General features: G+C 62.9%; 30 protein-coding genes. 4 read left to right on the top strand and 26 right to left on the bottom strand.

The genetic code is table 11. The annotated features are described in order from the left end of the window. The 7 genes from QRN54_RS09255 to QRN54_RS09225 all read right to left on the bottom strand — a co-directional run bounded on the left by QRN54_RS09255 (nucleotide 1) and on the right by QRN54_RS09225 (nucleotide 7,037). Nucleotides 1–1,062: a DUF1214 domain-containing protein gene (locus tag QRN54_RS09255; protein WP_058038149.1), complete on the bottom strand. Its 1,062-nt coding sequence runs from the start codon at nucleotides 1,060–1,062 to the stop codon at nucleotides 1–3. An 88-nt stretch (nucleotides 1,063–1,150) separates the two neighbouring features. Beyond that, entirely contained in the window at nucleotides 1,151–2,296 is a 1,146-nt protein-coding gene (locus QRN54_RS09250) for a sulfotransferase family protein (protein WP_285181884.1), read from the bottom strand. Nucleotides 2,297–2,318: 22 nt separating this feature from the next. Beyond that, nucleotides 2,319–3,110: an SDR family oxidoreductase gene (locus tag QRN54_RS09245; RefSeq protein ID WP_064113990.1), complete on the bottom strand. Its 792-nt coding sequence runs from the start codon at nucleotides 3,108–3,110 to the stop codon at nucleotides 2,319–2,321. After that, entirely contained in the window at nucleotides 3,104–3,463 is a 360-nt protein-coding gene (locus tag QRN54_RS09240; protein WP_064113991.1) for a nuclear transport factor 2 family protein, read from the bottom strand. The genes QRN54_RS09245 and QRN54_RS09240 overlap by 7 nt, the downstream gene beginning before the upstream one ends. A 24-nt stretch (nucleotides 3,464–3,487) precedes the next feature. Further along, complete coding sequence (gene cysN, locus QRN54_RS09235; RefSeq protein ID WP_007735300.1) at nucleotides 3,488–5,389, bottom strand: sulfate adenylyltransferase subunit CysN; 1,902 nt, start codon at nucleotides 5,387–5,389, stop codon at nucleotides 3,488–3,490. After that, nucleotides 5,389–6,294 carry a sulfate adenylyltransferase subunit CysD gene (cysD, locus tag QRN54_RS09230; RefSeq protein ID WP_019744365.1) on the bottom strand — a complete coding sequence of 302 codons (906 nt, stop codon included), beginning with the start codon at nucleotides 6,292–6,294 and terminating at the stop codon, nucleotides 5,389–5,391. Before cysD ends, cysN begins: the two co-directional genes overlap by 1 nt. Further along, a complete protein-coding gene (locus tag QRN54_RS09225; RefSeq protein ID WP_064074197.1) occupies nucleotides 6,291–7,037 on the bottom strand; it encodes a 3'(2'),5'-bisphosphate nucleotidase CysQ in 747 nt (248 codons plus the stop codon). Before QRN54_RS09225 ends, cysD begins: the two co-directional genes overlap by 4 nt. 254 nt (nucleotides 7,038–7,291) lie before the next feature. Between QRN54_RS09225 and QRN54_RS09220 the strand changes: the two genes are divergently transcribed. Continuing rightward, nucleotides 7,292–7,903, top strand: a complete 612-nt coding sequence (locus QRN54_RS09220; protein ID WP_003942004.1) for a TetR/AcrR family transcriptional regulator — start codon at nucleotides 7,292–7,294, stop codon at nucleotides 7,901–7,903. A gap of 12 nt (nucleotides 7,904–7,915) precedes the next feature. Here QRN54_RS09220 and QRN54_RS09215 read toward each other — a convergent pair whose 3' ends face one another. The 12 genes from QRN54_RS09215 to QRN54_RS09160 form a co-directional block, all read right to left on the bottom strand. Then, complete coding sequence (locus QRN54_RS09215; RefSeq protein WP_003942012.1) at nucleotides 7,916–8,197, bottom strand: metal-sensitive transcriptional regulator; 282 nt, start codon at nucleotides 8,195–8,197, stop codon at nucleotides 7,916–7,918. Nucleotides 8,198–8,228: 31 nt separating this feature from the next. Beyond that, nucleotides 8,229–8,501 carry a hypothetical protein gene (locus QRN54_RS09210; RefSeq protein ID WP_007735305.1) on the bottom strand — a complete coding sequence of 91 codons (273 nt, stop codon included), beginning with the start codon at nucleotides 8,499–8,501 and terminating at the stop codon, nucleotides 8,229–8,231. Beyond that, complete coding sequence (mce1N, locus tag QRN54_RS09205; RefSeq protein WP_003941872.1) at nucleotides 8,494–9,009, bottom strand: transport-regulating membrane protein Mce1N; 516 nt, start codon at nucleotides 9,007–9,009, stop codon at nucleotides 8,494–8,496. Before mce1N ends, QRN54_RS09210 begins: the two co-directional genes overlap by 8 nt. After that, nucleotides 9,002–9,439 (bottom strand): hypothetical protein, encoded by a 438-nt coding sequence (locus QRN54_RS09200; protein ID WP_003942066.1) that lies wholly within the window; start codon nucleotides 9,437–9,439, stop codon nucleotides 9,002–9,004. The genes mce1N and QRN54_RS09200 overlap by 8 nt, the downstream gene beginning before the upstream one ends. Before the next feature lie 15 nt (nucleotides 9,440–9,454). Then, nucleotides 9,455–9,610 (bottom strand): hypothetical protein, encoded by a 156-nt coding sequence (locus QRN54_RS09195; RefSeq protein ID WP_003941930.1) that lies wholly within the window; start codon nucleotides 9,608–9,610, stop codon nucleotides 9,455–9,457. A 57-nt stretch (nucleotides 9,611–9,667) separates the two neighbouring features. Further along, nucleotides 9,668–10,330 (bottom strand): hypothetical protein, encoded by a 663-nt coding sequence (locus QRN54_RS09190; RefSeq protein WP_285181883.1) that lies wholly within the window; start codon nucleotides 10,328–10,330, stop codon nucleotides 9,668–9,670. Nucleotides 10,331–10,379: 49 nt separating this feature from the next. After that, entirely contained in the window at nucleotides 10,380–11,354 is a 975-nt protein-coding gene (gene hemB, locus QRN54_RS09185; RefSeq protein WP_007735309.1) for a porphobilinogen synthase, read from the bottom strand. Nucleotides 11,355–11,429: 75 nt separating this feature from the next. Then, nucleotides 11,430–12,992 carry a bifunctional uroporphyrinogen-III C-methyltransferase/uroporphyrinogen-III synthase gene (locus QRN54_RS09180; RefSeq protein WP_003941969.1) on the bottom strand — a complete coding sequence of 521 codons (1,563 nt, stop codon included), beginning with the start codon at nucleotides 12,990–12,992 and terminating at the stop codon, nucleotides 11,430–11,432. Nucleotides 12,993–13,052: 60 nt separating this feature from the next. After that, nucleotides 13,053–14,027 (bottom strand): hydroxymethylbilane synthase, encoded by a 975-nt coding sequence (gene hemC / locus QRN54_RS09175; RefSeq protein WP_007735311.1) that lies wholly within the window; start codon nucleotides 14,025–14,027, stop codon nucleotides 13,053–13,055. Continuing rightward, on the bottom strand, nucleotides 14,024–15,385 hold the full coding sequence (locus QRN54_RS09170; RefSeq protein WP_003941867.1) for a glutamyl-tRNA reductase: 1,362 nt from the start codon (nucleotides 15,383–15,385) through the stop codon (nucleotides 14,024–14,026). Before QRN54_RS09170 ends, hemC begins: the two co-directional genes overlap by 4 nt. Then, entirely contained in the window at nucleotides 15,382–16,269 is an 888-nt protein-coding gene (locus QRN54_RS09165; protein ID WP_007735314.1) for a redox-sensing transcriptional repressor Rex, read from the bottom strand. The genes QRN54_RS09170 and QRN54_RS09165 overlap by 4 nt, the downstream gene beginning before the upstream one ends. Nucleotides 16,270–16,409: 140 nt before the next feature. After that, nucleotides 16,410–16,670 carry a glutaredoxin family protein gene (locus tag QRN54_RS09160; protein WP_003941953.1) on the bottom strand — a complete coding sequence of 87 codons (261 nt, stop codon included), beginning with the start codon at nucleotides 16,668–16,670 and terminating at the stop codon, nucleotides 16,410–16,412. Nucleotides 16,671–16,870: 200 nt separating this feature from the next. On the opposite strand from QRN54_RS09160, the gene QRN54_RS09155 reads away from it, so the two are divergent. After that, complete coding sequence (locus QRN54_RS09155; protein ID WP_003941873.1) at nucleotides 16,871–17,866, top strand: HAD family hydrolase; 996 nt, start codon at nucleotides 16,871–16,873, stop codon at nucleotides 17,864–17,866. Between the two features lie 39 nt (nucleotides 17,867–17,905). Here QRN54_RS09155 and QRN54_RS09150 read toward each other — a convergent pair whose 3' ends face one another. The 7 genes from QRN54_RS09150 to QRN54_RS09120 all read right to left on the bottom strand — a co-directional run bounded on the left by QRN54_RS09150 (nucleotide 17,906) and on the right by QRN54_RS09120 (nucleotide 23,330). Beyond that, nucleotides 17,906–18,943, bottom strand: coding sequence for a lysophospholipid acyltransferase family protein (locus QRN54_RS09150; RefSeq protein ID WP_042923247.1), 1,038 nt, complete (start codon nucleotides 18,941–18,943; stop codon nucleotides 17,906–17,908). Then, nucleotides 18,940–20,073 (bottom strand): NAD-dependent epimerase/dehydratase family protein, encoded by a 1,134-nt coding sequence (locus QRN54_RS09145; protein WP_003941967.1) that lies wholly within the window; start codon nucleotides 20,071–20,073, stop codon nucleotides 18,940–18,942. Before QRN54_RS09145 ends, QRN54_RS09150 begins: the two co-directional genes overlap by 4 nt. Nucleotides 20,074–20,290: 217 nt before the next feature. Then, nucleotides 20,291–20,392 (bottom strand): 30S ribosomal protein bS22, encoded by a 102-nt coding sequence (locus QRN54_RS09140; protein ID WP_003402602.1) that lies wholly within the window; start codon nucleotides 20,390–20,392, stop codon nucleotides 20,291–20,293. A gap of 244 nt (nucleotides 20,393–20,636) precedes the next feature. Next, nucleotides 20,637–20,873, bottom strand: a complete 237-nt coding sequence (locus QRN54_RS09135; protein ID WP_003941845.1) for a helix-turn-helix domain-containing protein — start codon at nucleotides 20,871–20,873, stop codon at nucleotides 20,637–20,639. 126 nt (nucleotides 20,874–20,999) lie between these two features. Further along, complete coding sequence (proC, locus tag QRN54_RS09130; protein ID WP_003941923.1) at nucleotides 21,000–21,815, bottom strand: pyrroline-5-carboxylate reductase; 816 nt, start codon at nucleotides 21,813–21,815, stop codon at nucleotides 21,000–21,002. A 34-nt stretch (nucleotides 21,816–21,849) separates the two neighbouring features. Beyond that, nucleotides 21,850–22,695 carry a thioesterase family protein gene (locus QRN54_RS09125; protein ID WP_285181882.1) on the bottom strand — a complete coding sequence of 282 codons (846 nt, stop codon included), beginning with the start codon at nucleotides 22,693–22,695 and terminating at the stop codon, nucleotides 21,850–21,852. Beyond that, nucleotides 22,692–23,330 (bottom strand): MerR family transcriptional regulator, encoded by a 639-nt coding sequence (locus tag QRN54_RS09120; protein WP_042453006.1) that lies wholly within the window; start codon nucleotides 23,328–23,330, stop codon nucleotides 22,692–22,694. Before QRN54_RS09120 ends, QRN54_RS09125 begins: the two co-directional genes overlap by 4 nt. Before the next feature lie 150 nt (nucleotides 23,331–23,480). Between QRN54_RS09120 and QRN54_RS09115 the strand changes: the two genes are divergently transcribed. Beyond that, nucleotides 23,481–24,104, top strand: a complete 624-nt coding sequence (locus tag QRN54_RS09115; RefSeq protein WP_003942051.1) for a TetR/AcrR family transcriptional regulator — start codon at nucleotides 23,481–23,483, stop codon at nucleotides 24,102–24,104. A gap of 155 nt (nucleotides 24,105–24,259) precedes the next feature. Then, nucleotides 24,260–25,726 carry a wax ester/triacylglycerol synthase domain-containing protein gene (locus QRN54_RS09110; RefSeq protein ID WP_003941881.1) on the top strand — a complete coding sequence of 489 codons (1,467 nt, stop codon included), beginning with the start codon at nucleotides 24,260–24,262 and terminating at the stop codon, nucleotides 25,724–25,726. The last annotated feature ends 1 nt before the right edge of the window (nucleotide 25,727 follow it).

The following is a 25,727-nucleotide window of genomic DNA, read 5'->3' as shown; positions in this document are numbered from 1 at the left end:
TCAGATCTTGACTACCTTTGACGTCGGGATCGGGTGCGAGTCCGCCTTGATCCAGCGCAGCGCCCATGTCCCCTCGGCATGCGAATCGGTGTCGATCCAGTTGCCATAACCCGGATCCTTCGCCGCCACGACGATTGTCATGGTGCCGTCGTCGTTGAGCTTCGCGGTGTGATTGTTGATGTAGATGTTCGTGCGGTTGTAGTCGAGGGACTCGACCCAGAAGTTCTGCAGCACGAAGTTGAAGTACTCGCAGTTCGGAACCTCGGTCTCGATGACCCACGCCTCGTCCTCGGCGAGCTTCCAGTAACCGTGGAAGTAGAAGATCGTCGGATCGCCGCCGGCATCCTGGAAGTAGTCCTGTCCCCAGTCGAAAATCTCGTTGGTGTGCGGCTGGAATTTGCGCGACCATTCCAGGAAGGTCTCCGCCATCCCCTTCACGATCCCGACGGACTTGGTGAGGCGCTCGCCGATCTCTTCCGGACTCAACGGGACGAACTCCCCGTCCGGGTTCAGGCATTCGATGGTCAGATCACCGATGACCTCGTTGCGCCGATCCCGGTGAGTTTGCCGAACGGAGATGAGGTTGCTGTCGGGCGCCAAAGGCAGCCAAGCACCCTCGTCGGGCTTGTCGACGCTCGCGATGAACTCGAAACGGCCGTTCTCGTCGACCTCGAGGTCGTGGATATGCAGATCGCCGGTCTGCAGCATGGTGCCGTCGATGTGGTACCGATTTACGCGCGAGCCGAAGGTGATCAGCGGGACGGTGCCTCGGGTGCCGATGATCCGGTAGTTGTACTTACCGGAAATGTTGGCGCGCATGTAGACGTTGTCCGGGTTGTCGGCACCGATCTTCGTCATCATGTTCGGGTTCGGAGCCGACGAGAACTGCGGCCACCGTGGATCGGTGTACTCGACACAGTTGATCGTGCCGTACCGAAGCAACCGACTCAGGTAGCGGACGCCCTCGGCTTGAGTCAGCGGATCCTGAGGGACGATCTCGTCTTCCAGGACCTTTCCGACCTCGAGCAGATCTGCGCAGAACTTTTCCCAAACAGCATTCATGTGAATCTCCTTGTTTCGGTTGGGGCTTCGCCCTGTGCGCCTTTTTGGTAGTCGGCACTACCAAAAAGGCGCACAGGGCCGGAGGCCTTCAGGGTGTGGTGGCGAACTTCGCTTCGACGTCGGCAGCGCTCACGCCGAAATCCTCGAGCGAATAGCGATGCGACGGACGACGGTGCTCGGCAAGGCTGGCCTGATGCGACGCCTCCACCGCGGCGCGGGCGTCGTCTGTGAAGGGCAGGGCGAACTGTGCATAGATCTTCTCGACGGTGCCGACCGCACCGGCGATGAAGTCCTTGTAGTCGACGTCGATGAACTGATCGGGGTTGTAACGGCTACGGGCATTGTTGAAGTTCGCGTTCCCTCGCGCCCACAGGTCCAGTTGCGTGCGCCCGATGGCGGGACGGTCGAATGCCTTCGACATGTCGTGTCCGCCCTGCTCTACGAGGCTGAAGGTGGACGCCATCGATGTCAACGGGTCTCGGAAGGTCCGAACGAACAGTGCATCCGGATAGACCGACATGATCTCGTTGATCGCGAAGACATGGCTCGGGCTTTTGAGCACCCACCGTCTGTCCTGGTCGTGCAGCCCGATCAACTGCAGGTTCTTCTTGTGCCGCGCATATGTTTCGGTCCAGTCCTGCTCCGCCAGCCACCGGGTGTAACTCGGCACGTACGCCACCGTCTCGAACGCGGTCGAGAGCATCGTCTGCTGCAGCAGCCGCCAGCATTCCTCGACCTCCTCCGCCCCCATGAAATGAACCTTCATCAGGTCTGCCTCGTTACGCTGGCGAGCACGGTAGAAGGCGTCGGAGCGAACGTAATCTTCGTTCTCCGACCACTTGTCGCGCTCGGGGCGCGGCTGCGGCGTCTCGGCGAGCCACATCTCGGCGCCCTGATGCGCTGGGTCGGCACCGAGCAAGCGGTGCAGCGCGGTGCTGCCGGTGCGGGTCAACCCGACCACGAAGATCGGGCGTTCGATCGGAACATCTACGTGCTCTGGATATTTCGCGAATCCGGCCTCACTGGTCAGGCGACCCGCGAGCGCTCCGACGATCATCTTGCGAGCGATCACCTTGCCGTGAGGAGTGAGGTCGGCCTCGTTCTGGAACGACTCGAGGAGAACTCGAAGTCCTTCGAGATAGCTTTCGCTGCCGAAGTTTTCGTACCCGGCCGCCTCGCGCGCAGCCTGGTGCAGGTCATCGATGGAACCGATGCCGTCGTAATCCTGTGTCATGGCTAGTCCTTGTATGAGTTGATCAGTGGTGCGTGTGACCGCAGTTGACGTCGAGACATTGCCCTGTGATGGCCCTGGCTGAATCGGACAGGAGGAAGACGACAGCGTTTGCGATGTCATCTGGCTCCGGCAATCGGCGCAGATCGGCGCCCGCTGCGATCTCGTCGTAGATCACCTTGGGGTCGACTCCTGCCTCCGCCGCCTTCTTCTCGAACATGTTCTTGACCGAGTCCGCCCAGATATAGCCGGGAGCAACCGAATTGACTCGAACGCCCTTGGGACCGAGATCGATCGACAAACTGCGTGCCATTGCCAGGAGCCCGGATTTCATGATGCGGTAGGCCCCGAACCCGGGAAGCTGGTTGCGCAACACCATGGACGTGACCATCACGACGGACCCGTGCGACTCGATCAATGCCGGAGCAAATTCTCTGGTGACGTTCAACGCCGCGAGCAAGTTGATGTCGATGCCCGACTGGATGGACGCCACGTCGGCGTCCAGGAGCGGGACCTGCGCGGGTTGAACAAATGCGTTGTTCACCAAGCAATGCGCCGCACCGAACTCAGCGACAGTTGTCTCCGCCAACGAAGCGATCGAATCGACGTCGGTGAGGTTCGTCGGTACGGCCAACGCGATTCCGCCGCGGTCTCGAATCTCCCTTGCCACCGATTCCAAGCGCTCGGGTGTGCGGGCAGCCAGAACAACCTTCGCTCCGGCCGCCGCGCTCTGCAGCGCAATCGAACGACCCAGCGCCGGGCCCACTCCCGAGACGACGACAACCTTGCCTGCCAGCAGGCCCTGATGGGTCAGCACAGCGCCTGCGGATCGAGAACAACACTCAGGGAGATGATCTTGCCGTTCTCGTCGAACTCGAACACATCGGTGGCAGCGAAGTCAGGGATACCGGCGCGCTGCACCCGAAGCTGCATGGCTGCGTACTTTCCCGTCACCGAAATCGGACCGAGCAGGCTGACTGTGAAATCGACCTGCGCGTTCGCGGTATCGAATTCGCGAATCTCCTCGATTCCGCGGTAGGTCTGGACCCCCAGCGGTTCGTGTTGAACTGCGTCGGGCGCAAACAGCGCAACCAGTCCGTCGACGTCGTGACTTCCGAGACACTTGACGTAATCTTCTACGGCAGAAACTATTTCAGCCCTGTCAGGCATGGATGCTCCTCGTGTTCAGGCGGATCAAGAAATGGTTCCGCGGGCGCGGAGATGGTCGACGATCGCGATCGCAGCGTCCTCGGTCGTCGTGACGCTGGTGTCGATGTGAATGTCAGGGTTCTGCGGCGGTTCGTACGGCGAATCGATTCCGGTGAAGTTCACCAACTCGCCCCGTCGAGCCTTCTTGTACAGACCCTTGGGATCTCGCTCCTCTGCGACGGCAAGAGCGGTGTCGACGAAGATTTCGACGAACTGTTCGTCGCCGATCAATTCACGGGCGGCATGACGCTCGGCCTCGAACGGTGAAATGAAGGACGCGAGCACGATCAGACCGGCGTCCGCCATCAGTCGGGTGACCTCGGTGACGCGACGGATGTTCTCGACGCGGTCGGCTTCGGTGAATCCGAGGTCTCGATTCAGCCCGTGACGGACGTTGTCTCCGTCGAGGAGGTAGGTGTGCGCGCCGAGTGCGTGCAGTTGACGCTCGACATCGTTCGCGATGGTCGACTTTCCCGAACCGGAGAGACCGGTGAACCACAGAACTGCGGGTTGGTGTCCCTTGAGCCTGGTGTGCGCGGCCTCGTCGACGTCGACGGATTGCCAGTGAATGTTGTCCGATCGACGCAGCGAGTGCGTGATCATGCCCGCACCGACAGTGCCGTTGGTAAGGCGGTCGATGAGGATGAAGCTACCGGTGTCACGGTTGCCGACGTACGGGTCGAACGGGACCGGTCGATCGAAACTGAGGTTGCAGACACCGATTTCGTTGAGCGCGAGAGTAGTCGTTGCGGTCTTCTCGAGAGTGTTGACGTTGATCTTGTGTTTCGGTTTGGTGATGCGCGCAGTGACTGTGACGGTACCGATCTGGCACAGGAACGGCCGTTCGGGCAGCATGGGAGCCTCACCCATCCAGACGATGCAGGCCTCGAACTGATCGGCTACGGCCGGCGGATTGTCGCCGATGGACAGCACATCACCGCGACTGATGTCGATCTCGTCGGCGAGCGTGATGGTGACCGAGCGGCCCGCACCGGCAACGTCGAGGTCGCCACCCATGGTCACGATGCGCTCGACTGTGGACGTCTTTCCACTGGGGAGCACGCGGATGGGATCTCCGGGAGATACGGTGCCGGAAACGATCTGGCCGGAGAATCCGCGGAAGTCGAGGTCCGGCCGGTTGACCCACTGCACCGGCATCCGGAACGGAGCCGCGGCGGCAGCATCGTCGATGTCCACGCTTTCGAGATGCTCGATCAGGCTTGGTCCGGAGTACCACGGGGTATTCGCACTGCGCTCGGTGAGATTGTCACCCATGTATGCCGACATCGGGATGGCGACGAACCCGTCCAGACCGATCTCGTGAGCGAACTCTGCATAATCCGCGGTAATGGCATCGAAGACCTCTTGCGAGTAGTCGACGAGGTCGAGTTTGTTCACGGCAAGCACCACGTGCTTGATCCCCAGCAACGACACCAGATACGAGTGCCGGCGGGTCTGGGTCAGTATCCCCTTGCGGGAATCGACAAGGATCACAGCAAGATCGGCGGTCGACGCGCCCGTCACCATGTTTCGGGTGTACTGCTCGTGCCCCGGAGTATCGGCGACGACGAACTTGCGTCGCTCGGTCGTGAAGTAGCGGTAGGCGACGTCGATCGTGATGCCCTGCTCACGTTCGGCGGCGAGGCCGTCGACCAGGAGCGCGAAATCGAGCCCCTCCCCCTGGGTTCCGCTCTTGCGCGAATCGGCTTCGAGCGCCGTCAACTGGTCGTCGAAGACGAGTTTCGATTCGTAGAGCAGACGGCCGATCAAGGTGCTCTTGCCGTCGTCGACGCTGCCGCACGTGATGAATCGCAGCATGCTCTTGTTTGCATGACGTTCGAGGTACGCCTCGATGTCGTCAGCGATCAGATCCGAGGAAACAGTCATCAGAAGTACCCCTCTTGCTTCTTCTTTTCCATCGACGCGCTGGAGTCGTGGTCGATGACCCGTCCCTGGCGTTCGGAAGTGGTGGTGAGCAACATTTCCGAGATGATCTCGGTCAGGCTCGTTGCGGTCGATTCGACGGCTCCGGTCAGCGGGTAGCAGCCGAGGGTGCGGAAACGAACGCTCTTGAGTTCCGGGGTCTCTCCCGGCAGTAACGGCATCCGGTCGTCGTCGACCATGATCAGCGCACCGTCCCGCTCTACGACGGGCCGCTTGTCGGCGAAATACAGCGGAACGATCGGAATCTCTTCCTGGCGTATGTATTCCCACACATCCAGCTCGGTCCAGTTCGAGAGAGGGAAGACGCGCAGGCTCTCGCCCGGCGCTTTGCGGACGTTGTACATCCGCCACAGTTCCGGTCGCTGCTGCTTGGGATCCCAACGGTGCGCAGCTGATCGGATCGAGAAGATGCGTTCCTTGGCGCGGGATTTTTCTTCGTCACGTCGGGCGCCGCCGAATGCAGCGTCGAACTTGTAGTGATCGAGGGCTTGTTTGAGGCCTTCGGTCTTCCACATATCGGTATGGACAGCGCTGCCGTGAGTGAACGGGTTGATCCCCTGCTTCACGCAGTCCGGGTTGGTGTGGACGATCAGATCGAGATCGCCTGCAGCAGCGGTACTGTCACGAAGTTTGTACATTTCACGGAACTTCCACGTGGTATCGACGTGCAGAAGCGGAAACGGCAGCTTCGACGGATAGAAGGCCTTGCGCGCCAGATGCAGCATCACGGCGGAGTCCTTGCCCACCGAGTACAACATCACCGGGTTCTCGCTCTGGGCAACAGCTTCACGCATGATGTGAATGCTCTCGGCTTCGAGTCGTTCGAGGTGCGTCAGTGTCGCGGTCATCGGCCCAGTTCCTCCAGTGCTTTCGGGGCGAGTTCGGGTCGGCAGATCAGCAGATCCGGCAACCACGGGTTTTCCTGGTTGTAGCGCAGTTCGCTGCCATCGATACGCGAAACATGCAGTCCCGCAGCACGTGCGACAGCAACGGGCGCCGCCGAATCCCACTCGTACTGTCCGCCCGCATGTGCATAGATGTCTGCCTCACCCGAGACGACCGCCATTGCTTTGGCTCCGGCGGATCCCATTTCGATCAACTCCGCGCCCATCGAGTCGGCCATGCGCATGACCGGTTCCGGACGACGCGTCCGCGATACGACGACTCGAACCGGCGTCGCGGCATCCCGTTCGGTTCGATCATCGCTGCTCGAATAGGTGACGCCAAGGGCAGGCATTGCGACCGCACCCGTTGTGAGGACACCGTTTTCGGTCAGTGCAACATGAACGGCCCAGTCCGGTCGTCCGGCCTCGCCGTACTCACGGGTGCCGTCGAGAGGGTCGACGATCCACACCCGATCCGCAGCCAGCCTCGCGAGGTCGTCAGCCCCTTCCTCCGACAGCACTGCATCCGCAGGAAAGCGTCGGGCAAGTTCGGCGACGATGAATTCGTGACTGAGCCGATCGGCCGCGTTCTTGAAAGTCGCGACATCACCGTCGTTTTCGCCGAGGGATTTCCGATGGTCGAGCAGAAGTTCTCCAGCCGCAGCGGCGATGTCGATCGCCGCGCGTTCATCGTTAGTGCGTGTCATAGGTACTCCACAACTGTGTAGACCTCCCGATCGATACGGGAAGAAAGGTCAGGCCGACCGCAGAGTGTCCAGCACTTTGCACTGGCCTCGATGTGGTCTGCGCCATACCGTAACACCAGAATGAACGATGTTCATTCTATTTCGAACAATGTTCATTCTATGATCTGAGTCACATCAAATTCTGGACGGCGCTCGACAACGAACAGTGTTCGATGTGAATTGAGGATGCCGACCACCGCGACTACGGTGATCAAATGAGCAGTACCAGCAGCAAGTCGATCTACGGCGACGCCGAAGTGCGTCGACGCCGAACTCTCGACGCGGCGATCTCGCTTCTGGACGAAGGAGGCTACTCCGCGCTCACGATCCGCGCTGTCGCCAAACGAGCCGGCACCAGCACTGGCCTGATCTACCAGTACTTCGTCGACAAGCAGGACATCTTCGCCGCCCTCCTCAGCGAAAGTCAGCTGGAAATGGCGGACTTCGTGAACTCGCTCCCCCGCGAGCAGGGACTGAGCGCCTTACTCGAGTCCATGATTTCCGAGTTTGCTCGGCACTGGGCACGGGTGGGTCGACTCACCACCACTTGGCGCGACATCGAAGGCATGGCCGGGTCCGACCGAGAAAGCATGCGGGAACTTCACGCATCCGTAGCGGTCTACAACTCGGCATTGATTCGAGCGCTCACCGAATCTGCTGCAGCCGAAGGGAGCCGGTTGATCGACGACCCCGCGTTGATCCATCTCGTGCTCTCCGGACTCAAAGGCCTGTCGGACACCATCGTCATCAACATCGCCAAAGAAGTCACACCCGAGTACTTCGTGAGCTTCTCCGCCCGGGCGCTCGCGCGGTCCATCACGGAGTGACGGACCGACACCTTACGAACGAACGAGGCGAGCGATGGCCGCCTGAGCTTCCTTGATCTTGACGTCCGCTTCCGGACCACCCTGCTTGGCAGCTTCGACGACGCAACCCGCAAGGTGGGCGTCGAGAAGCTTCAGGGACACGGACTGCAACGCGCTCGTCGCGGCGGATACCTGGGTGAGCACGTCGATGCAGTACCGGTCGTCTGCGACCATGCGTGAAATTCCGGCTACCTGACCTTCGATACGACGAAGGCGCTTGAGCAGATCGTCCTGCTCGGGGCTGTAACTACTCATACCGCAACTATACCCCCTACCCGTATGAGGGCTACTGCGATGCGACGAAGCCCACCCGGACGCGGCGCACGACATCGATGGCCATCAGCCCCGCAACCAGAATCGACAACCCGGCGCCCGAGATCCAGAGACCGTCGTAGTGCGTGCTCTCGAACGGTGGAGCGCCCTCCAGTATCGGTCCGAAGTCGGACGTCGTCGTACCCGCTCGCCAGCACACGACCGCCAGAATCGTTGCGGCGACGATACCGAGTACACCGATCCACGTCTTCACGTCGACACGCGGGGATGGCTGTGGCTCAGTCATCGGCAGACCCGTCCGGTTCGACACCAACCACAACGACCTGACTCAACGCCTCGCGAAGTGCCTGATCGTCCTTTGCCCACGCCCGCACCAATCCCCCGGTGGTCAAACGTAAGCCGATACCGTGCCGACGCCTGGGCACTCCGGACAGCTCACCGAGCGCGCGTGCCGTTTCCCACGGTTCCATTTCGTCCTCGTAGGCAGCGTCGTCGGACTCCGGGAACACCTCGGCGATCTCGGTGATCGGCACCTCTTCGGTTCCCTGACGCAACGTGGTCGCGGTCAGAAGTACGCTCGCGTGCCGCCGTGCTGCGATCACCTGCACGTAGACCAATCCGGTGAGGATCACGGCGAACATCGCCAGACCGAACCAATGCACCACCGGGCCGGTGAACAGTTCGATGACCAAGGCGATCAGGCAGAAGATCGGACCGAACGCGATGGCCCACCACCGAGAACCCGGTTCGTAGTACAGAACGTCCGGGCCGATTTCCGGCGCGCGATCAGCCACGGGCAAACCAACTTCGGGTGGTGTCGCGGTAGATCGCGACGCAGGCACAGATCAGCATGACGGGAACAACCAGCGCGAGCACGGTACTGATCCCGGCGACGACCAGCGCGATCTGCAGCACCGCGAACACTCCGGACACGATCACCAGGATCCGTCGGCACAACGCCCTTCCGGCGCGAGTGGGACCGGCGAGGCCGCCGATCGCGAGGCCGGTCAACAGCAGAACCAGCCCTGACACCCGCACGAAGGTGACGTAGATGTCGATGTTTCCGGCCGAAACGCCTTGATCGGTGAACTGCTCACGCAACGAATACGAAGCGCTGGTGACATTGATCAGGCCGAAGAGTATGAGCAGGAACGCGCTGGCGATCCACAGCCAGAATGCTGCCTCGACAGCCGTCGGGCGCCTGACCTTCGTAGAGATACTCACGGGTTCAAGTGTGCGCTATCCGCTGACGATGCCCGGAATCATGAGCATCAGGAGTGTCACCAGAACAGAGGCTCCGAGGATCGCGAACAAGATCACTTCGGTGCGTGAACCACGTTGGCGCAGTGGCGCGTCGTGGGTGCTTTCCGTACGCAGGGCTTCCTGAGAACTCATCGCGTCCGACCTCTCCCCTACTACTTCAGTGACCCGTTTCACAGTACCCCGAGCTACCTACCGGTTCCCCGCCGGGGGGAAACGAAGAAAGTACGGATTGGACTCTTTTCGGTGCATCATCACGATCGCCCCGACAGCAGCAACTGCCTGCAGGATTTCCGCTCCGCCGAACAGCAGAGTGGCCGCGCCGCCGTCTCCGCCGAGCCCGAAGATCACCGGGATCGCGGAGACCAGCATGAAGACGCCACAGAACGTCAGCAACATTCGAGCCCAGTTCTTGCCGCGACTCATCGCGCGCACGAACAGAAGGAACACGGCGGTGACGATCACGACCAAAACCGCAGAGAATACGATGACCAGTGGGAACATGCCCTCCACGTCGGAACGCGTCAGACCGGCGTCGACAGCTGCCTGATTTCTGAGCATCTCGTCGACGAACATCGACTTCTGCCCGAGCAGCATCCAGATCATCGCGCCGCCCTGGACCAACCCGAGCGCCGTCACAGCCCACCACAACTGAATCGCAGTCACGATGTCCGTCGGCGGCTCGGGTTTCGGCGCAGGTCCCGGGTATCCGTTGTAACCGGGGCCGTATCCCGGGATCTGACCCGTCGGCATCGGTCCGAGTTCGCGGTACGGCTGATTCTCGAACGGCTGGTTCTCGTAGGGAGGTTCCCGGCGGGGCGGTTCCTGGCGCGACGGCGGCCACTGCTCGGTCATGACACCAGCGTATCGGTCGATACCGGCGCAGCCACCATGCGTGACTCCGTCACAGCCATCCGGCAACTTCCGACGCCCAGTAGGTGAGGACCACGTCGGCACCGGCGCGGCGAATGCTGATGAGCGATTCGAGAATCGCCGCGTCCCGATCGATCCACCCGTTCTGCGCGGCCGCAGTGATCATCGAGTACTCCCCCGAGATCTGGTACGCAGCGACCGGAACCGGGGACCGGTCGGCGGTCTCACGCAGAATGTCCAGGTAGGACATTGCAGGCTTGACCATCACCATGTCGGCGCCCTCGGCGACGTCGAGGTCTACCTCGCGCATCGACTCGCGGCGATTGGCGCCGTCCTGCTGATACGTACGACGGTCGCCTTGCAGTGAGGATCCGACGGCTTCACGGAACGGCCCGTAGAACGCTGACGCATATTTCGCGGCATAGGCGAGCTGGCCGACATCGACATACCCCGAAGCATCGAGTGCACCGCGGATCGCAGCCACCTGACCGTCCATCATGCCGCTGGGGCCGAGCAGGTGCGCACCCGATTCAGCTTGCGCGAGAGCCATTTCGACGTATCGGATCAAGGTCGCGTCGTTGTCGACAGCGCCGCCGGCAGTCAACACGCCGCAGTGGCCGTGATCGGTGAACTCGTCGAGGCAGGTATCGGCCATGATGACCGTCGAATCGCCGAGTTCGTCTGCCAGAGCGCGCAATCCGACGTTGAGGATTCCGTCGGGATCGGAGGCGCCGGACCCCTGGGGATCCTTGTCCTCCGCCTTCGGGACACCGAAGAGCATCAGGCCACCGACGCCGGCTTCCACCGCTTCCACCGCTGCGGACCGCAGCGAATCGAGGGTGTGCTGGAAAACGCCTGGCATGGAACTGATCTCACGCGGTGCGTCGATGCCGTCGGCGACGAACATCGGCAAAACGAGGTGCCGGGGTTCGAGCGAGGTCTCTGCCACGAGTCGCCGGAGCGCAGGAGTGCGCCGGAGCCGGCGAGGGCGATGAGTGGGAAACACGAGAAGTAGCCCTCCTTCGTCGGAACCTGTGAGCGGTTGAGGAGTCCACAGACTCCTCAACCCCTCACGGGTGCGCTAGCGCCTTCGAGACTTCTTGCGCGGGGGCGGCAAAGCACCTTCGGCGCGCAGACGAGCAGCATGCTCGGCGAGAGCCTCCACCAGCGGTCCCACCTGCGAGGTCTCGGGCTGCACGTCGACGCGCAGACCGAACTCGATAGCGGTTTCGGCCGTCTTCGGGCCGATGCACGCGACCAACGTGCGGGCGTGCGGCTTGCCGGCGATGCCGACGAGGTTGCGCACGGTCGAGGACGAGGTGAAGCAGACGGCGTCGAATCCACCGGTCTTGATCATCTCGCGGGTCTCGGCCGGCGGCGGCGCTGCCCGGACGGTGCGGTAGGCGGTGACGTCGTCGATCTCCCAACCGCGTTCGCGCAGGCCCTCTGCGAGGGTTTCGGTCGCAATGTCCGCCCGCGGCAACAGAACCCGGTTGACCGGATCGAAAACGTCGTCGTACGGGGCGAATTCGGCCAACAGGCCTTCGCTGGACTGCTCACCGGTCGGGATCAGCTCGGGGTTGATGCCGAACGAGCGCACCTTGGCTGCGGTTGCTTCACCGATGCAGGCGATCTTCACACCGGAGAAGGCGCGAGCGTCGAGGCCGAACTCTTCGAACTTCTCCCACACTGCGCGAACAGCATTGGTGGAAGTGAAGACGACCCACTGGTAGCGACCGTCGACGAGTCCCTTGACCGAACGCTCCATCTGAGCCGGGCTGCGAGGCGGCTCGACGGCGATGGTCGGAACCTCGATCGGGATCGCTCCGTGAGTGACCAGACGGTCGCTCATCTCGCCGGCCTGATCCTTGGTGCGCGGCACGAGGACGGTCCAGCCGTACAGAGCGCGCGATTCCCACCACGACATCTTGTTGCGCTGCGCGACAACCTTGCCGACGGTGACGATGAGCGAGCCCACCAGTTCGGATCCGGCTTCGTTGAGCGTCGCGAGAGTTGCCTCGACGGTTCGCTGCTGACGAGTGGTACCGCGGACGGTGATCGCAGCAGGCGTCTGCGGGGCCAAGCCGTTCTCGACCAGCGCGCTGGCGGTCTCGGCGAGATGTCCGGACGTCGCGTGCAGGACAAGCGGTCCCGGTGCAGCGGCCAGAGCAGCCCAGTCGACTTCACCGCGAACGTCGGCCTCGGTGTGACCCGAGCCGAGCGCCATGCCGGCGTAGCTCGGCACAGCCGAACCGGAAGGCAGACCCGGGAGAACCTCGAACTGAACCTGCGTGCGGGCGACTGCGGTGACCTCTGCGATCACGGAATCCGTGGTCAGCGGGTCGCCGGAGACCAGACGCACGACGTCGTGGCCGTTCTTGGCCTCGTGCACCAATGTCTTTGCAACCTCGGCAGGCTCGCCGAGTGCCGGACGCACGTCCGCGATCAGCTCGCCGGTCTCCTCGTCGCGGCCCATGTCGATGCCGACGAGTGCGACGACGCCCTTGTCGACATCCGGATCGGTGAATGCCATTGCGGCGCCGGTGAGGACGTCACGTGCGCGAACGGTGAGCAGGGCGGGGTCGCCCGGTCCCGATCCCACGAACAGGATCCGTCCGGGAGTGTTCTTTCGGACTCGGGTCATCGGTGATTCTCCAGTGCGCTGTATCGAAATGGGAACTTGGTGCAAGTGCAAAGTGGGGCGTCAAACATCGGCTGCCTCGCCTGTAGTCACGTTCATCAACTCGCGGGCGCCGAGTTCGAGTAACTCGCGCGCTACCGCTCGGCCGAGTTCCTCGGCCTTGTCCGGCGCACCCACTGCGCCGGTACGGATGACGTCCGAACCGTCGATGGCGGCTGCGCAGCCGCGTACCGACAGTTCGTCGAAGATTCTGCCGTCGTCGTCGAGGGATTCGACGATCTCCGCGATCGCTCCCACCGGAGCGGTGCAGCCGGCTTCCAACTCGGCGAGCAGTGCGCGCTCGGCCGTAACTGCCGCCCGGGTACCCGCGTCGTCGTGCTCGGCGAGGATCGCCGCCAATTCCACATTGGCAGAAAGGCATTCGACGGCCAGAGCACCCTGCGCCGGAGCGGGGAGCATCTGCACGGGCTCGATGTTCTCGGTGATGAGATCGAGCAGACCGATACGAGACAGGCCGGCGCGAGCGAGGATCACGGCGTCGAGTTCACCGGATTCGACCTTGCCGAGACGGCGCTGCAGGTTGCCCCGCAACGGCACGATGTCGAGGCCGAGACCGAGTGCCTTCAGCTGCGAAACACGGCGCGGCGCCGAGGTTCCCACCTTGGAACCGGCCGGAAGCTCCCCGAGGACCAGACCGTCACGGGCGACCAGCGCGTCACGCGGATCTTCGCGTGGCGGAATCGCCGCGATGACGAAACGCGGGTCCTGCGCGGTCGGTAAGTCCTTGTAGGAATGCACCGCAACGTCGACGCGGTTGTCCAGCAAGGCTTCTCGAAGCTCTGCCGTGAACACTCCGACGCCGATCTTCTGGACGGGATCGGTGGACTGGTCGCCCTTGGTCTTGATGATGACCAACTCGGCGGGATGTCCGGCCGCAATGAGGGCATCGCGCACGGTACCGGCTTGCGTGGTCGCGAGAAGACTTCCGCGAGTGCCGATCCGCAGCGGGCTCCCCGATCGAGGGGTGGTGACGCTCATGCCTGCAGGTCCCTTCCAGTGCGGTCGCCGTCCACCAGATCGGTGGGTGTGGCCACGGCCGCGGGAGATCCGGGGCTGAGTTCGAAGAGTTCGCGCAGCGCTGCTGCGTAGGAGTCGCCGCCGGGGGCCGACGCGAGTTGCTTGACGCGCACGGTCGGGGCGTGGAGCAGCTTGTCCACGACGCGTCGCACGGTGCGTGCAACCTCGTCGCGCTGCGGATCGTCCAGGCCGGGCAGACGCGAATCGAGTCGCATCAGTTCGGCTTCGACGACGTCGGCGGCGCGCTGCCGCAAAGCCGTCACGGTCGGAGTGACCTCGGCGAGGCGCTGTCCGGCAAGGTAGGTCGCAAGCTCACCGGCGACGATGGTGCGTGCGGCATCTGCGTCGGAAGCGGCTGCGCCCGCCGCTGGATCACGCTGCAGCGTCTCCATGTCGAGAACGGTCACACCCGGCAGGCCGGCGACGGCGGGATCGATGTCGCGCGGCAGCCCGAGGTCGCAGATGACGAGGTGCTTGGTGTTGTCGCGATCGGGCTCGGCGAGTGCGCGGTGCACATCCGCCAGGGTGACCACTGCCCCGACCGCGCCGGTACAGGTGACCATGACATCTGCCTGCGCCATCGCGGCCGAAAGCTGATCGAAGGCAACACCGTCGGCGTCGACGCCGTTGGAGCGTGCCGTCTCTGCCAGGTGCTCGGCGCGTTCCTGTGTCCGGTTGACGACGACGATGCGTGCGATTCCGGCGCGGGTGAGATGCGCAACCGACAGACCGCCCATCGATCCTGCCCCGACAACCACGGCAGTGCGGCCGACCAGGCCACCCTCACCGATGATGCCCGCTGCACGATCGAGAGCCACGGACACGACTGATGCTCCGGCGGAGTCGATTCCGGTTTCGGAATGCACTCGCTTGCCGACGCGCAGTGCCTGCTGAGCCAGTTCGTGGACTACGCGTCCGGCGGCCTGCTGCGCATCCGAAGATGCGTAGGCCGAACGGATCTGGCCGAGGATCTGCTGTTCGCCGATCACCATGGAATCGAGGCCGCTGGCCACCGCGAAGAGGTGCTCGACGGCTGCTTCGCTGTAGCGGACGTACGCGTGAGCGTGCAGCGCTGTCAGGTCGAGACCCGAATGGTCGGCCAGGATTTCACCGACCTCGGTGAGTGCACCGTGGAACGCGTCCACCACCGCGTAGACCTCCACCCGGTTACAGGTGGAGACGATCATCGCTTCGGAGATGTGCGAAGACGCCAGAAGCTTGTCGATCAGCTTCGGACGATCGGTGTCGGTGACAGCTACTCGCTCGAGCACCGGGACGGGCGCGGTTCGATGCGAGACCCCGACAAGCAGAACACTCACGGCGCGATCACTGATCCGTTTCTTGTCGAACCTGCTCCGACCGGAGCGGGTGAACTGGTGGATGGGACTGACGAAGCGGATGCGGCGTGAGCCACTCGTACTCGCGGCGCGCTGGATGCCTGATCGGCATTGCGCGCACTGTTGAAGGAGAGAACCTGCATCTCGACGGCTAGATCTACACGTCGCAGTTCCACGTGATCGGGAACGTCGAGGGCGATCGGCGAAAAACTCATGATGCAGCGCAGCCCGGCGCTGACGAACTGGTCGCACACGCCCTGAGCTGCCTCGTCCGGTGTGGAGATGACGCCGATGGTCGCATTCAGTTCACGGCAGGCGACGGTCAGTTCCTCGGTGCTGCGCACGACGAGATCCCCGACTCTGCTTCCGATTCGATCTGCATCACTGTCGAAGAGTCCGACCATCTCGAAACCGCGGCGGCTGAATCCGCCGTAGCCGACCAGCGCCTTGCCGAGGTTTCCGACTCCGACGAGAACGACCTTGTGCCCACGATCGAGTCCGAGTGCACGCTCGATGCGGATGCGGAGCCTGTTGACGTCGTACCCGACGCCACGGACACCGTTGGGTCCGAGGAACGACAGATCCTTACGCAACTTCGCTGATCCGACACCTGACGCCTGCGCGAGTTCCTCGCTCGAGACGATGGAGGTACCCCGGTCGGACATCACTCCGAGGACCCGCAGGTATGCGGCCAAGCGCGTCACCGTAGCCTGGGGGATGACGCGATCCTGAGCGATCGGGTCGGTAACCGAGGCGCTGGAAGCGTCGGTGACGGAAGAGCCCGCAGCGCCGGTGACGCGCTGAGCCACAGGCTCATGCGTCTGGTGCGGTTCGGTCACGTCGCTGGCTCCTCGTCCGGTCGACACGACTGTCGACCTCCACGATGCTCCGGGGGAATGTTCACACCACGGTAACCGCTTGTGAACCCATGCACAAAGTTGCTCGAGACGGGTTCGATGTGCCGTTCACCTGCAAAGCGGCTCCGCGGACAACTTTGAGGGTTGCCTTACTTGCGTAAATCGTCACGAAGGCGCTCCTCGTCGACTTCCCAGTAACCGTGCTCGCGTCCGTCGAGAAGAATGACGGGCAATCTGTCTCCGTACTCCGCTCTCAGCTCTGGATCCGTCGCGGCAGCTTCGTCCACGTCGATGCACGTCAATTCCAGCTCGAACTCGGAACAGACCCGTCGCAGGACCTCCGCCGCGCCGACGCAGGACGCGCATCCTGCGCGTGTCAACAGGGTCACTTCATGCGTAGCTGCAGTCATCGACGCATACCTTTCTTCTACGGGGACGCCATCTACTTGATCGGTCGAGTGTGCCTCCGGAGCCCCACTCGGTGCCAAATCGGCGGAGAGGAACGTCACACACCACAGGGAAGGTCACCATCCAACCCATCGGGCCTCATCGCGGAGGATAGGCTGACTCGAAGAGTTCTCTGCTCGAGAATGCAACACGGGAGGTGCGGGTGCCTGCGCGATCACTACCGAACGGCTCCGGATTCGGATCAGGGCTTGCCGGGGTCATTCTCCCCGGACGTCGCCACGTGAAGAATCCGCTGGGCCCGAGTGAGTCGGAAGTTCGAGCCAATCTCGCCGGCGAGGCGAGCGCTGACGCAGCTCTGGCATTGCACGAAGCTGCCAACCCCACAGAACCGGAAACCGGCGAAGAGCCCCCGGCCGTTCCGCGCGACCTCACGGCCGCCGCATTCTTCGACGTCGACAACACCATGGTGCAGGGTGCGTCGATCATCCACTTCGCCCGTGGTCTCGCTGCACGAAAGTATCTCAAGACCTCGGATCTGGTGGATTTCGCGTGGAAGCAGATCAAGTTCCGAGTCACCGGCCGAGAAAGTAGCGACGACGTCGCCGAAGGCCGCGAGAAAGCACTGTCCTTCGTGGCCGGTCGATCCACCGCCGAACTCGCCCGCCTCGGCGAGGAGATCTACGACGAGGTCATCGCCGACAAGATCTGGCCAGGCACGAGGGCGTTGGCCCAGATGCACCTCGACGCCGGACAACAGGTGTGGTTGGTGACGGCAACTCCGGTCGAACTGGCTCAGGTCATCGCCGAGAAACTGGGATTGACCGGCGCCTTGGGCACTGTCGCCGAGAGTGAGGACGGCGTCTTCACCGGCCGACTCGTCGGCGACATCCTGCACGGCATGGGCAAGGCGCACGCCGTACGGACGTTGGCGGTGCGTGAAGGACTCAATCTCAAGCGCTGTTCCGCCTACTCCGACAGCCACAACGACGTTCCGATGCTCTCGTTGGTGGGGACACCGGTGGCGATCAATCCCGACGCAGATCTTCGTGAACTCGCGAAGAACCGCGGGTGGGAAGTTCGCGATTTCCGCACCGGACGAAAGGCCGCCAAGATCGGCGTACCGACGGCGCTGGTGCTCGGAGCGGTCGGCGGGGCGCTCGCGGCAATTCTCGCCAGGCGCAAAGAACAGAACGTCTGAGCGGGTTCGGTCCGGATCGAGCAGCGATCCGGACCGAACTCAGCCGAGAAAGACGTTGCGACGCTTGGCCAACAGTCGATACAGCGTCTGCTGAATGGTTTCCCGGACGTGGTCCGTGACCTCGAACAGGACCATCGGATCGTCGGCGGCACCGCTCTCGAAGGTGTCGGTGACGATGGGCTTTCCGAACTCGATGTACCACTTCGACGGCAACGGAACCAGGCCGAGCGGCCCGAAGTGTGGAAACAGCGGTGTCACCGGGAAATACGGAAGACCGAGAACGCGTGCGAGTGTGGTGAGATCACCGATTTTGGGATAGATCTCCTCCGAACCCACGATCGAGCACGGAATGATCGGAACACCGGTTCGCATTGCGGCCGACACGAAGCCACCGCGCCCGAACCGCTGCAACTTGTACCGCTCACTGAACGGTTTCCCGATGCCCTTGAATCCTTCCGGGAACACGGCCGCGACTTCACCGTCGTTGAGCAGACGCTCGGCGTCGGGGTTGCAGGCCAACGTATGACCGGCTTTGCGCGCCAGTCCACCCACCACTGGCATCTCGAATGCCATGTCCGCAGCCAACATTCGCAGTGGACGATGCGCTGGATGGTGATCGTGCACGGCAACCGACGTCATCAGTCCGTCGATCGGGATCACACCGGCGTGGTTGGCGACCACAAGCGCTCCCCCGGTGAGGGGAATGTTCTCGATCCCACTGACCTCGACGCGAAACCACTTCTCGAACAACGGGCGCAACATCGGCATGACGACGTTGTCCGCGAAATGCGGGTCGAATCCGAACTCGTCGACCTCGTAGTCGCCCGACACCCGACGTCGGAAGAATTCTGCTGCCGAGGCGATCTGGTCGACGATCGCCGACCTGGCCGAATCGACGAACGTGCTCTCACCGCCGTGGTCGGCCGCCGAGGACACTCCGGACGGATGCCGACGTTCACTTTGTTCACGGATGTCACGCTCCGCACCGGTGACGGACTCACGCGAACGGGAAGTTGCCGACTTTCCGGTGTGAGTTGCGCTGGGCCGCAGGGGAATTACCTTCGCCACGTCAGTCACCCCTTCACCGCACTTCGTCCCGACAGCGGCATGTGCATCACGTCTGCACTTGTTGCCGCCGCGGCGGTGTCACCGCCGAGGATGGTGGTCAACGCATTCTCCGCCCGATCGATCCACTCGGACTTGATGATCCGGCGCGTCTGCATCGCACGCATGAAGTCGTCGAGTGCTTGCATGGTGGTCCATCGCGGCTCGAACCCCAGCTCGCTGCGCATGCGAGTGGTGTCGAGTCCGCAGCCGAACCGGAAGTACTCGAGTTGCTCGTCGGTGTACAGCCTCATGGACGACCCCACCAACGCGCTCCCGACGCTGCGGAACAGAGCGAGCGGCATGGGAACTTCCACCCTGCCTGCCCGGCGGATCGCCTGCGACATCATGACCACTCCGTCGCCGGCGATGTTGTACGTACCCGAAGCGTGTCCGATGGTCGCCTTCTCCAGCGCCGCGAGGGCATCCTCGACGTGGAGCAATTGCAGGCGCGCGTTGCGCCCGACGATGGTGGGCACGAGTGGGGCGGTGACGTAGTGCCCGACGGTTGCAGTCAGCTGAGGTCCGATCAACGGCGCCAACCGCAGAATCCCGACCGAGATGTCCGGGCGCCGACGCCCCATCCCGCGGAGGTATCCCTCGATCTCGAGGCTGTCGCGGGCATATCCGCCCGGCGGCCGGCGGCGCGCACTCATTTCTTCGGTGAACTGAGCGGGATCCTTGGCACTGCACCCGTAGACGACCGAAGCCGAGCGCAGGACCACCTTGCGAACCGTCGGAGCTTTCTGGCAGACCGCGAACAGTTGCATGGCGCCGATGACGTTCATGTCCTTCATCGCGGCGCGGCTGCCGGCTTTGGGGGCTTTCTGAAGCGTCGACGCGTGCACGACGGTGTCGACCTCGGCGTTTCGGATCACTTTGCCGATCAGCGGATTGCGGATGTCTGCTCGCACGAATTCCGCGCGGCCCATTCTGCGCATCATGTCCTTGCTCGGACTGACGGCGTCGACGGCGATGACACGCTCGATCGACGGATTCTGCGCAAGCCTGGTCACCAGGTAGCCGCCGAGAAATCTGCTCGCCCCGGTCACCAGTACGACGCGAGGCGTCGTGCCCCCTGAAGTGTTGTCACCTTCAACCACCAAGTACCCCCATATCCAGTAGAAACGCGCTCTGCCGAAGCGTCCCTCCCGCGATTTTCCCCCATTTTACGGGCAGAGGGGGTCCCGCGCTGACTACCCAAATTTCGGCCATTCAAGACAAACCGCCCAGCCAATGAGACGTGGCACACATCGCTTCCCCCCGAATATGCTGATGCCCGCCACCCCGGAAGGGGTGGCGGGCATCAACAGGTACTGCTTATTTACCGAGTTTCCTGCGCTGTACTCGGGTACGACGAAGCAACTTGCGGTGCTTCTTCTTCGACATGCGCTTGCGACGCTTCTTGATCACTGAACCCATAGCGGGTGTCCCTCACGTTCTTCTCTAGCGTTCCTGCGCACGCCGGTCACGTACGCCTGCGCCAAGCAATTGGCGCCTGGCCCTCGTTTTAACTAGCTCAGCGCCTTACGACACCAGCTTGCTGGTACGACAGTGACTCATCGTACCGGTGTGGAGTCACTCGGCATAAACCGAGCCTCCGGCACAGCAACCGCTGTGCCCGCGACTCGGCTCACGCCGAGGTCATCCTCTTCGAACCGGCTGGTCAGCCGGCATCGAAGTACGAGGTTTCGAGGTAATCGTGTACTGCCTTCGCATGTACACGGAACGAACGGCCCACTCGTACAGCAGGCAATTCGCCACTGTGTACCAACCGGTACACAGTCATTTTCGACACCCTCATCAAAGTTGCTACCTCAGCAACAGTGAGGAATTGCGTGCCGGCCACTGCCGGCTTTCCGTCGTGGGACGAACCCATGGACGGCTTGTTTGCAGACACCATTAATCCACATACCTCCAGCACGACTCGCGCCGCCGGCTTCCCCTCCGGCGGAACAGACACGTACGTACTAAGTCGAGCTTAGCTGTACTGGTGGGGTTAAAGCGACGGGTGTGGCTAAACGGACGACTAATCCGCAGCTGCACCCATCGCGGCCGAGCGCGACTTGGCGGCATCCAAGGCATCGAAGAACGCCGTCCGCAGGCCGCCCGCTTCGAGCTGACGCAGTGCCGCAGCCGTCGTTCCGCCCGGTGACGTCACCGCGGCGCGAAGATCCGTCGCGCTGTCGCCGGTGCGATCGAGCATCGCTGCGGAACCGACCATCGTCTGCACCACCAATTCGGTAGCGACCGGGCGCGTCAGGCCGAGACCGACTCCCGCGTCGATCATCGCTTCGGCGACCAGAAAGAAGTAGGCCGGGCCGGAACCGGAGACAGCCGTGACCGCGTCGATCTGCGATTCGGGAACCGTGACCACCTTGCCGACGCTGCCGAGGATGCCGCGTACGAGCTCGAGATGCTCGGCCTTGACGTGCCGTCCGGGCGAGAGCACGCTCACGCCCTCCCCGACCAACATGGGGGTGTTCGGCATGACGCGGATGACCGGGAACCCTGCGGGCAGACGCGTTTCGAAGAATCCCGTGGGGATTCCCGCCGCAAGGGAAACGATCAATTGTTCGAGGTCGCCGTCCAGATCGACCTTCGTCAACGCCGTGAGCGCTGACTCGACGTCGTTCGGCTTCACCGCGATGACGATGACGTCCGCACCCTCGGCGGCATCGGCGACCGTGCTGACGCGGATGGAGTATTCGGCGATCAATTCGTCTGCGCGAGGCTGATATTGCTCGGCGACGACCAGATCCTTGATGGCGTGGCCGGCCTGCAACAGCCCGGAGATCAGCGCCTCGCCGATCTTGCCGCCACCGATAATCGCAATTCTTGTCATGGCGAACAGCCTGCCACGACCGCAGCGATCGACCCTAGCGGGGCATCATCGCCAATTGACGACTCTGGACGACGACTGCGCCCGTCGAATCGAGAACAGCATGATCCTCTTCGAACCACGTGCTGCCCAGAACATCCGAGCTCGCCCGCACGCGAAGCCATCCCGGCGTCGGCAGTCGGCGCAGGTACGTCGTCAACTGCACGGTCGGCGCCCACCCGAACAGGCCGCGGTTCATCGTCACCGGCGCGCTGATGTCACCCGCCATGATCGCGAACAGCACAGCGGTGTCGAGGTCGTTTTCGTCCTCGGGTCGAGGACGGACCCACATCCTGACCTCGGCCTCGCCTTGGCTGCCGGTCAGGAAGTGCGCCGAGGTGGTGTCGATTCGCATGTCGCAACCCTGACCGACATGCACGACCTGCGCCATCGGGTGATGGCCGATGACTGCCACCGCACTCTCCGGCGGTTCCGGTGACATGTCGTCGATCGACGAGGCCGTGACGAAGGTGGGGTCGCCGTCATCGGGGAATCCGAGCGTGACCGCCGCGCGAACAGCGCTGCGGCCCGCCTGGCTCAACTCGACGTCGAACAACGCGACCTGGCGCCCCTGCTTTCGGACGATCACCTCCAGTTCGACTTCACCCGGATCTGGGGCCGACAGATAGTTGGCGCTCACCGCGAGTGGCTGCATCTTCAGAAGCGAGTCGTTCTCACCTGCGCCGTCTCGCAGACATCGACGCGCGGCAGCGGCGCACACAGCCATCATGGAGCCGCCGTGCACTTTCGGCCCGATGGTCCAGATCGAATCGATCGTTGCGGTGTATCGCCCGTCGCCGAGCGAGGTGAGGCGATTGAGATCTTGAAAGGGACTGGTGCTCATCGATTTTCCTGTTCGGTGCTTTCTCGGTGTTGCGGGAAATGTCGTGCGGCCAAATCTTGGTGCGCCAGGCGTCGCAAAGCTGTCAGGACGGGTTCGTACATGGCGGTTCCGAGGACCGCATAGCGAATGCCGTCCTCGGTCGAACTGGTAGGCATCAGCTCGATTTCCACTTCGGCAATCCCTCGGATGTGGTCGCCGTAGGCGCGCAGGCGCTCGTCCGAGAGACTCAGTCCTGCATCCTCGAGGCCGATCAGTGCCCGCTCGAGGTGCGCGACCGCCACGTACCTCGGCTCGAAAACCTGACCGAGAAACTCCAGAACCTTGCGAGCTCTGGGGAACTCTGGATCCGGTTCAGGTTCGACGTACGGGGGTAGTTGCGCGATTGCGCGGCCGAAAGTCTCGAATTCGGATCGCTCGTCAGTGTCCACCAGTTCGAGCACCGCGCGAATCCGTGGAATCGCGAGTCCCGCCCCGGCCAGGGCCCTGATCAACGCGAGTCGCCGGACGTGCTGTTCGCCGTACCTCGCTCCCGTTGCGCTGGTCGGCTCACCCGGCATCAGCAGACCTTCACGGAGGTAGTACTTGATAGTGGCCAGTGCAACGCCGGACTGTGCGGCCAGTTCGGAAACCTTCACCGCTCCTCCGTCCAACTCGCTCGACCGTTTACTGGATAGTGATGCTATCCAATGGTGGCCGAGCATCGGTAAGGAGGACACGCCTTGCGCTAGGGTTGAACCTTCTTTAGTCACACCACCAGAAATTTCCGAACGGAGCGAACAGGCGGAATGACGGATTTGCAGTCGGAGGCTCAGCCCGACGAACAGTGGCGCATCGTGGAACCACTGACGCTGACTCCCCTGCTCACCGCCGCACTCGAGGTGTTCCACGAACTCGGTTACCACGGAGCGTCGGTTCGTGACATCGCAAAACGTGCCGGTGTCACCGTGCCGACGCTGTATTACCACCACGGCAACAAACAGGGCATCCTCGTCGCGCTGATGGAACCGGGCATCGAGAACGTCACCGCACGCGCGAGCGCTGCGGTCGACGCTGCCGGACCGTCGCCGACGGCACAGTTCGGCAATCTCGTCGAGGCGTGTGTTCTGCACATGACCAGTCGCTCCGACATAGCCTTCCTCGATTCCGAACTGCGATACCTCGAGGACGCGGAACGAAAGAGCTACGCCGCCAAGCGAAAGAAGCTCGAGAACCTACTCGTCGACGTACTGACGGCAGGCGTCGAGAGCGGTGAGTTCACGGTCCCGGACATCACCGGAACGGGCCGTGCACTACTGGGAATGTGTCAGTCCGTCGTCCTCTGGTATCGACTCGACGGACCGCAGACTCCGCGCGAAGTCAGTGTTCTCTACCGCGAGATAGCCCTGAAAGCCGTCGGCGTCACTTCTTGAGCACTGAACTTCCCGGCATGTCCGATTAGCCCTTAACTGACGAACGTCACACCTGTCGGCTGACACCGAAACCGGGACGCGCCCACGGTCGCGGGTCCACACTTAGAAGCAGAGATGCGCGGGGTGGATCCGCAGACCGAGGGAGTTCTTGACGTATGGCCAACAGCAATCCATTTGTTCCTCCTAGCGCGGTCGACGTCGACCTTTCCGCGGTCGCCTGGGGGGCGAACCGCACGATGTCCGACTTCGAGACTGGAATGTGGCGGATGGAAGAGGCGCAGCCGCAACTGCGCTCACCGATCGTTGCGGTAGAGGTACTCGATCGTGCCCCGGACTGGGATCGACTTCTCGACGCAGTCGAGTGGGCATCGCACGTGGTTCCGCGTATTCGTATGCGAGCAGTGGAACCGGCAATGCAGCTGGGCAATCCGGTGTGGTCCGTCGATCCCGAGTTCGACATCGGCTACCACCTACGACGCGTCCGCCTACCTGCACCGGCGGACTTCGATCACGCACTGCGCATGTGTCGTCACCTTGCGACGGAACCTTTCGACAAGGCTCGACCGCCGTGGAGCGCGCTGCTCATCGAAGGTCTCGACGACGGTCGCGCCGTGTTCGTGGTCAAGACTCACCACTCCATCACCGACGGCATGGGCGGCATCCAGATGATGACGCTCCTGCACAGCAGACGCCCGGACCCCACTCCGAACAAGCCCGACCGCACACCGCCTGCTCCTGAGCATCTGTCATCGGTGGGCGCCTTCGGCGAGGAGGTCGTCAGCGAGATCCGGCGTGCGCCCTCGCGTATCGCCAAGCTGGTCCGCGGTGCCACCAATGTTGCGACCACGGCGATCTCGAGTCCGATCACGACGGCTTCCGAGGTCCTCGGTTACGCCAATTCACTCCGCAAGATCGTCACTCCCCCAGCTCGTTCCGGTTCCCCTCTGCTCCACGATCGTGGTCTCGGACGGTGGTTCGGAACTCTCGAAGTGGGTGTTCCCGAGCTCAAGGCCGGAGCAAAAGCTGCCGGCGGCTCACTCAACGACGCTTACGTCGCCGCATTGCTCGGCGGCTTCCATCGCTACCACGAAGCCTTCGGACAATCTGTCGAGAGCATCCCGATGGGTATGCCGATCAGCATGCGCACGGGCGCGGATGCCAACGGCGGCAACCGGTTTGCAGCCGTTCGCTTCAACGGCCCGGTCGCCGAAACGGATCCGGCCAAACGCATCAGGCAGGTGCGAGAGATCGTTCTGAGTCTGCGTGAGGAACCGGCGTTGGACGCTATCGACGTCGCCGCCCCGATCCTCGCTCGCCTGCCGAACTATCTACTCGCGAACTGGTATCTGTCCCAGTCGACGGGTCTGGACCTGCAGGCCAGCAACGTCGCCGGCGTACCGGTACCGGTCTATCTCGCCGGAGCGAAGATCGAGCGGATGTTCCCGTTCGGCCCGGCGCCCGGTTGCGCGGCAATGGCGACACTGGTCTCCCACGTCGGGGTGTGCTGTATCGGAATCAATCTCGACACCGCTGCGATCACAAAACCCGCGCTGCTGATGCAGTGCTTGCAGGAGAGCCTGGACGAGATCGTCGCTCTCGGAGTCACAACGGAAGGTGCGTGAG

It is taken from the genome of Rhodococcus sp. MEB032, from assembly GCF_030208925.1.
In the GTDB taxonomy this organism is placed as follows: domain Bacteria; phylum Actinomycetota; class Actinomycetes; order Mycobacteriales; family Mycobacteriaceae; genus Rhodococcus_F; species Rhodococcus_F qingshengii.
Note: the sequence above shows the minus strand (reverse complement) of the source record. Positions and strands in the feature narration are given on the sequence as shown.

Coding starts and splice junctions, on each gene's coding strand:
- hemC (WP_007735311.1), bottom strand. CDS start 14,027: ATGAGCGTCACCACCCCTCGATCGGGGAGCCCGCTGCGGATCGGCACT.
- QRN54_RS09160 (WP_003941953.1), bottom strand. CDS start 16,670: ATGACTGCAGCTACGCATGAAGTGACCCTGTTGACACGCGCAGGATGC.
- QRN54_RS09250 (WP_285181884.1), bottom strand. CDS start 2,296: ATGACACAGGATTACGACGGCATCGGTTCCATCGATGACCTGCACCAG.
- QRN54_RS09240 (WP_064113991.1), bottom strand. CDS start 3,463: ATGCCTGACAGGGCTGAAATAGTTTCTGCCGTAGAAGATTACGTCAAG.
- cysN (WP_007735300.1), bottom strand. CDS start 5,389: ATGACTGTTTCCTCGGATCTGATCGCTGACGACATCGAGGCGTACCTC.
- QRN54_RS09115 (WP_003942051.1), top strand. CDS start 23,481: ATGACGGATTTGCAGTCGGAGGCTCAGCCCGACGAACAGTGGCGCATC.
- QRN54_RS09190 (WP_285181883.1), bottom strand. CDS start 10,330: ATGACCGAGCAGTGGCCGCCGTCGCGCCAGGAACCGCCCCGCCGGGAA.
- QRN54_RS09225 (WP_064074197.1), bottom strand. CDS start 7,037: ATGACACGCACTAACGATGAACGCGCGGCGATCGACATCGCCGCTGCG.
- QRN54_RS09220 (WP_003942004.1), top strand. CDS start 7,292: ATGAGCAGTACCAGCAGCAAGTCGATCTACGGCGACGCCGAAGTGCGT.
- QRN54_RS09140 (WP_003402602.1), bottom strand. CDS start 20,392: ATGGGTTCAGTGATCAAGAAGCGTCGCAAGCGCATGTCGAAGAAGAAG.
- cysD (WP_019744365.1), bottom strand. CDS start 6,294: ATGACCGCGACACTGACGCACCTCGAACGACTCGAAGCCGAGAGCATT.
- proC (WP_003941923.1), bottom strand. CDS start 21,815: ATGACAAGAATTGCGATTATCGGTGGCGGCAAGATCGGCGAGGCGCTG.
- QRN54_RS09125 (WP_285181882.1), bottom strand. CDS start 22,695: ATGAGCACCAGTCCCTTTCAAGATCTCAATCGCCTCACCTCGCTCGGC.
- QRN54_RS09195 (WP_003941930.1), bottom strand. CDS start 9,610: ATGAGTTCTCAGGAAGCCCTGCGTACGGAAAGCACCCACGACGCGCCA.
- QRN54_RS09110 (WP_003941881.1), top strand. CDS start 24,260: ATGGCCAACAGCAATCCATTTGTTCCTCCTAGCGCGGTCGACGTCGAC.
- QRN54_RS09180 (WP_003941969.1), bottom strand. CDS start 12,992: ATGACCCGAGTCCGAAAGAACACTCCCGGACGGATCCTGTTCGTGGGA.
- QRN54_RS09255 (WP_058038149.1), bottom strand. CDS start 1,062: ATGAATGCTGTTTGGGAAAAGTTCTGCGCAGATCTGCTCGAGGTCGGA.
- QRN54_RS09135 (WP_003941845.1), bottom strand. CDS start 20,873: ATGGTGTCTGCAAACAAGCCGTCCATGGGTTCGTCCCACGACGGAAAG.
- QRN54_RS09210 (WP_007735305.1), bottom strand. CDS start 8,501: ATGACTGAGCCACAGCCATCCCCGCGTGTCGACGTGAAGACGTGGATC.
- QRN54_RS09215 (WP_003942012.1), bottom strand. CDS start 8,197: ATGAGTAGTTACAGCCCCGAGCAGGACGATCTGCTCAAGCGCCTTCGT.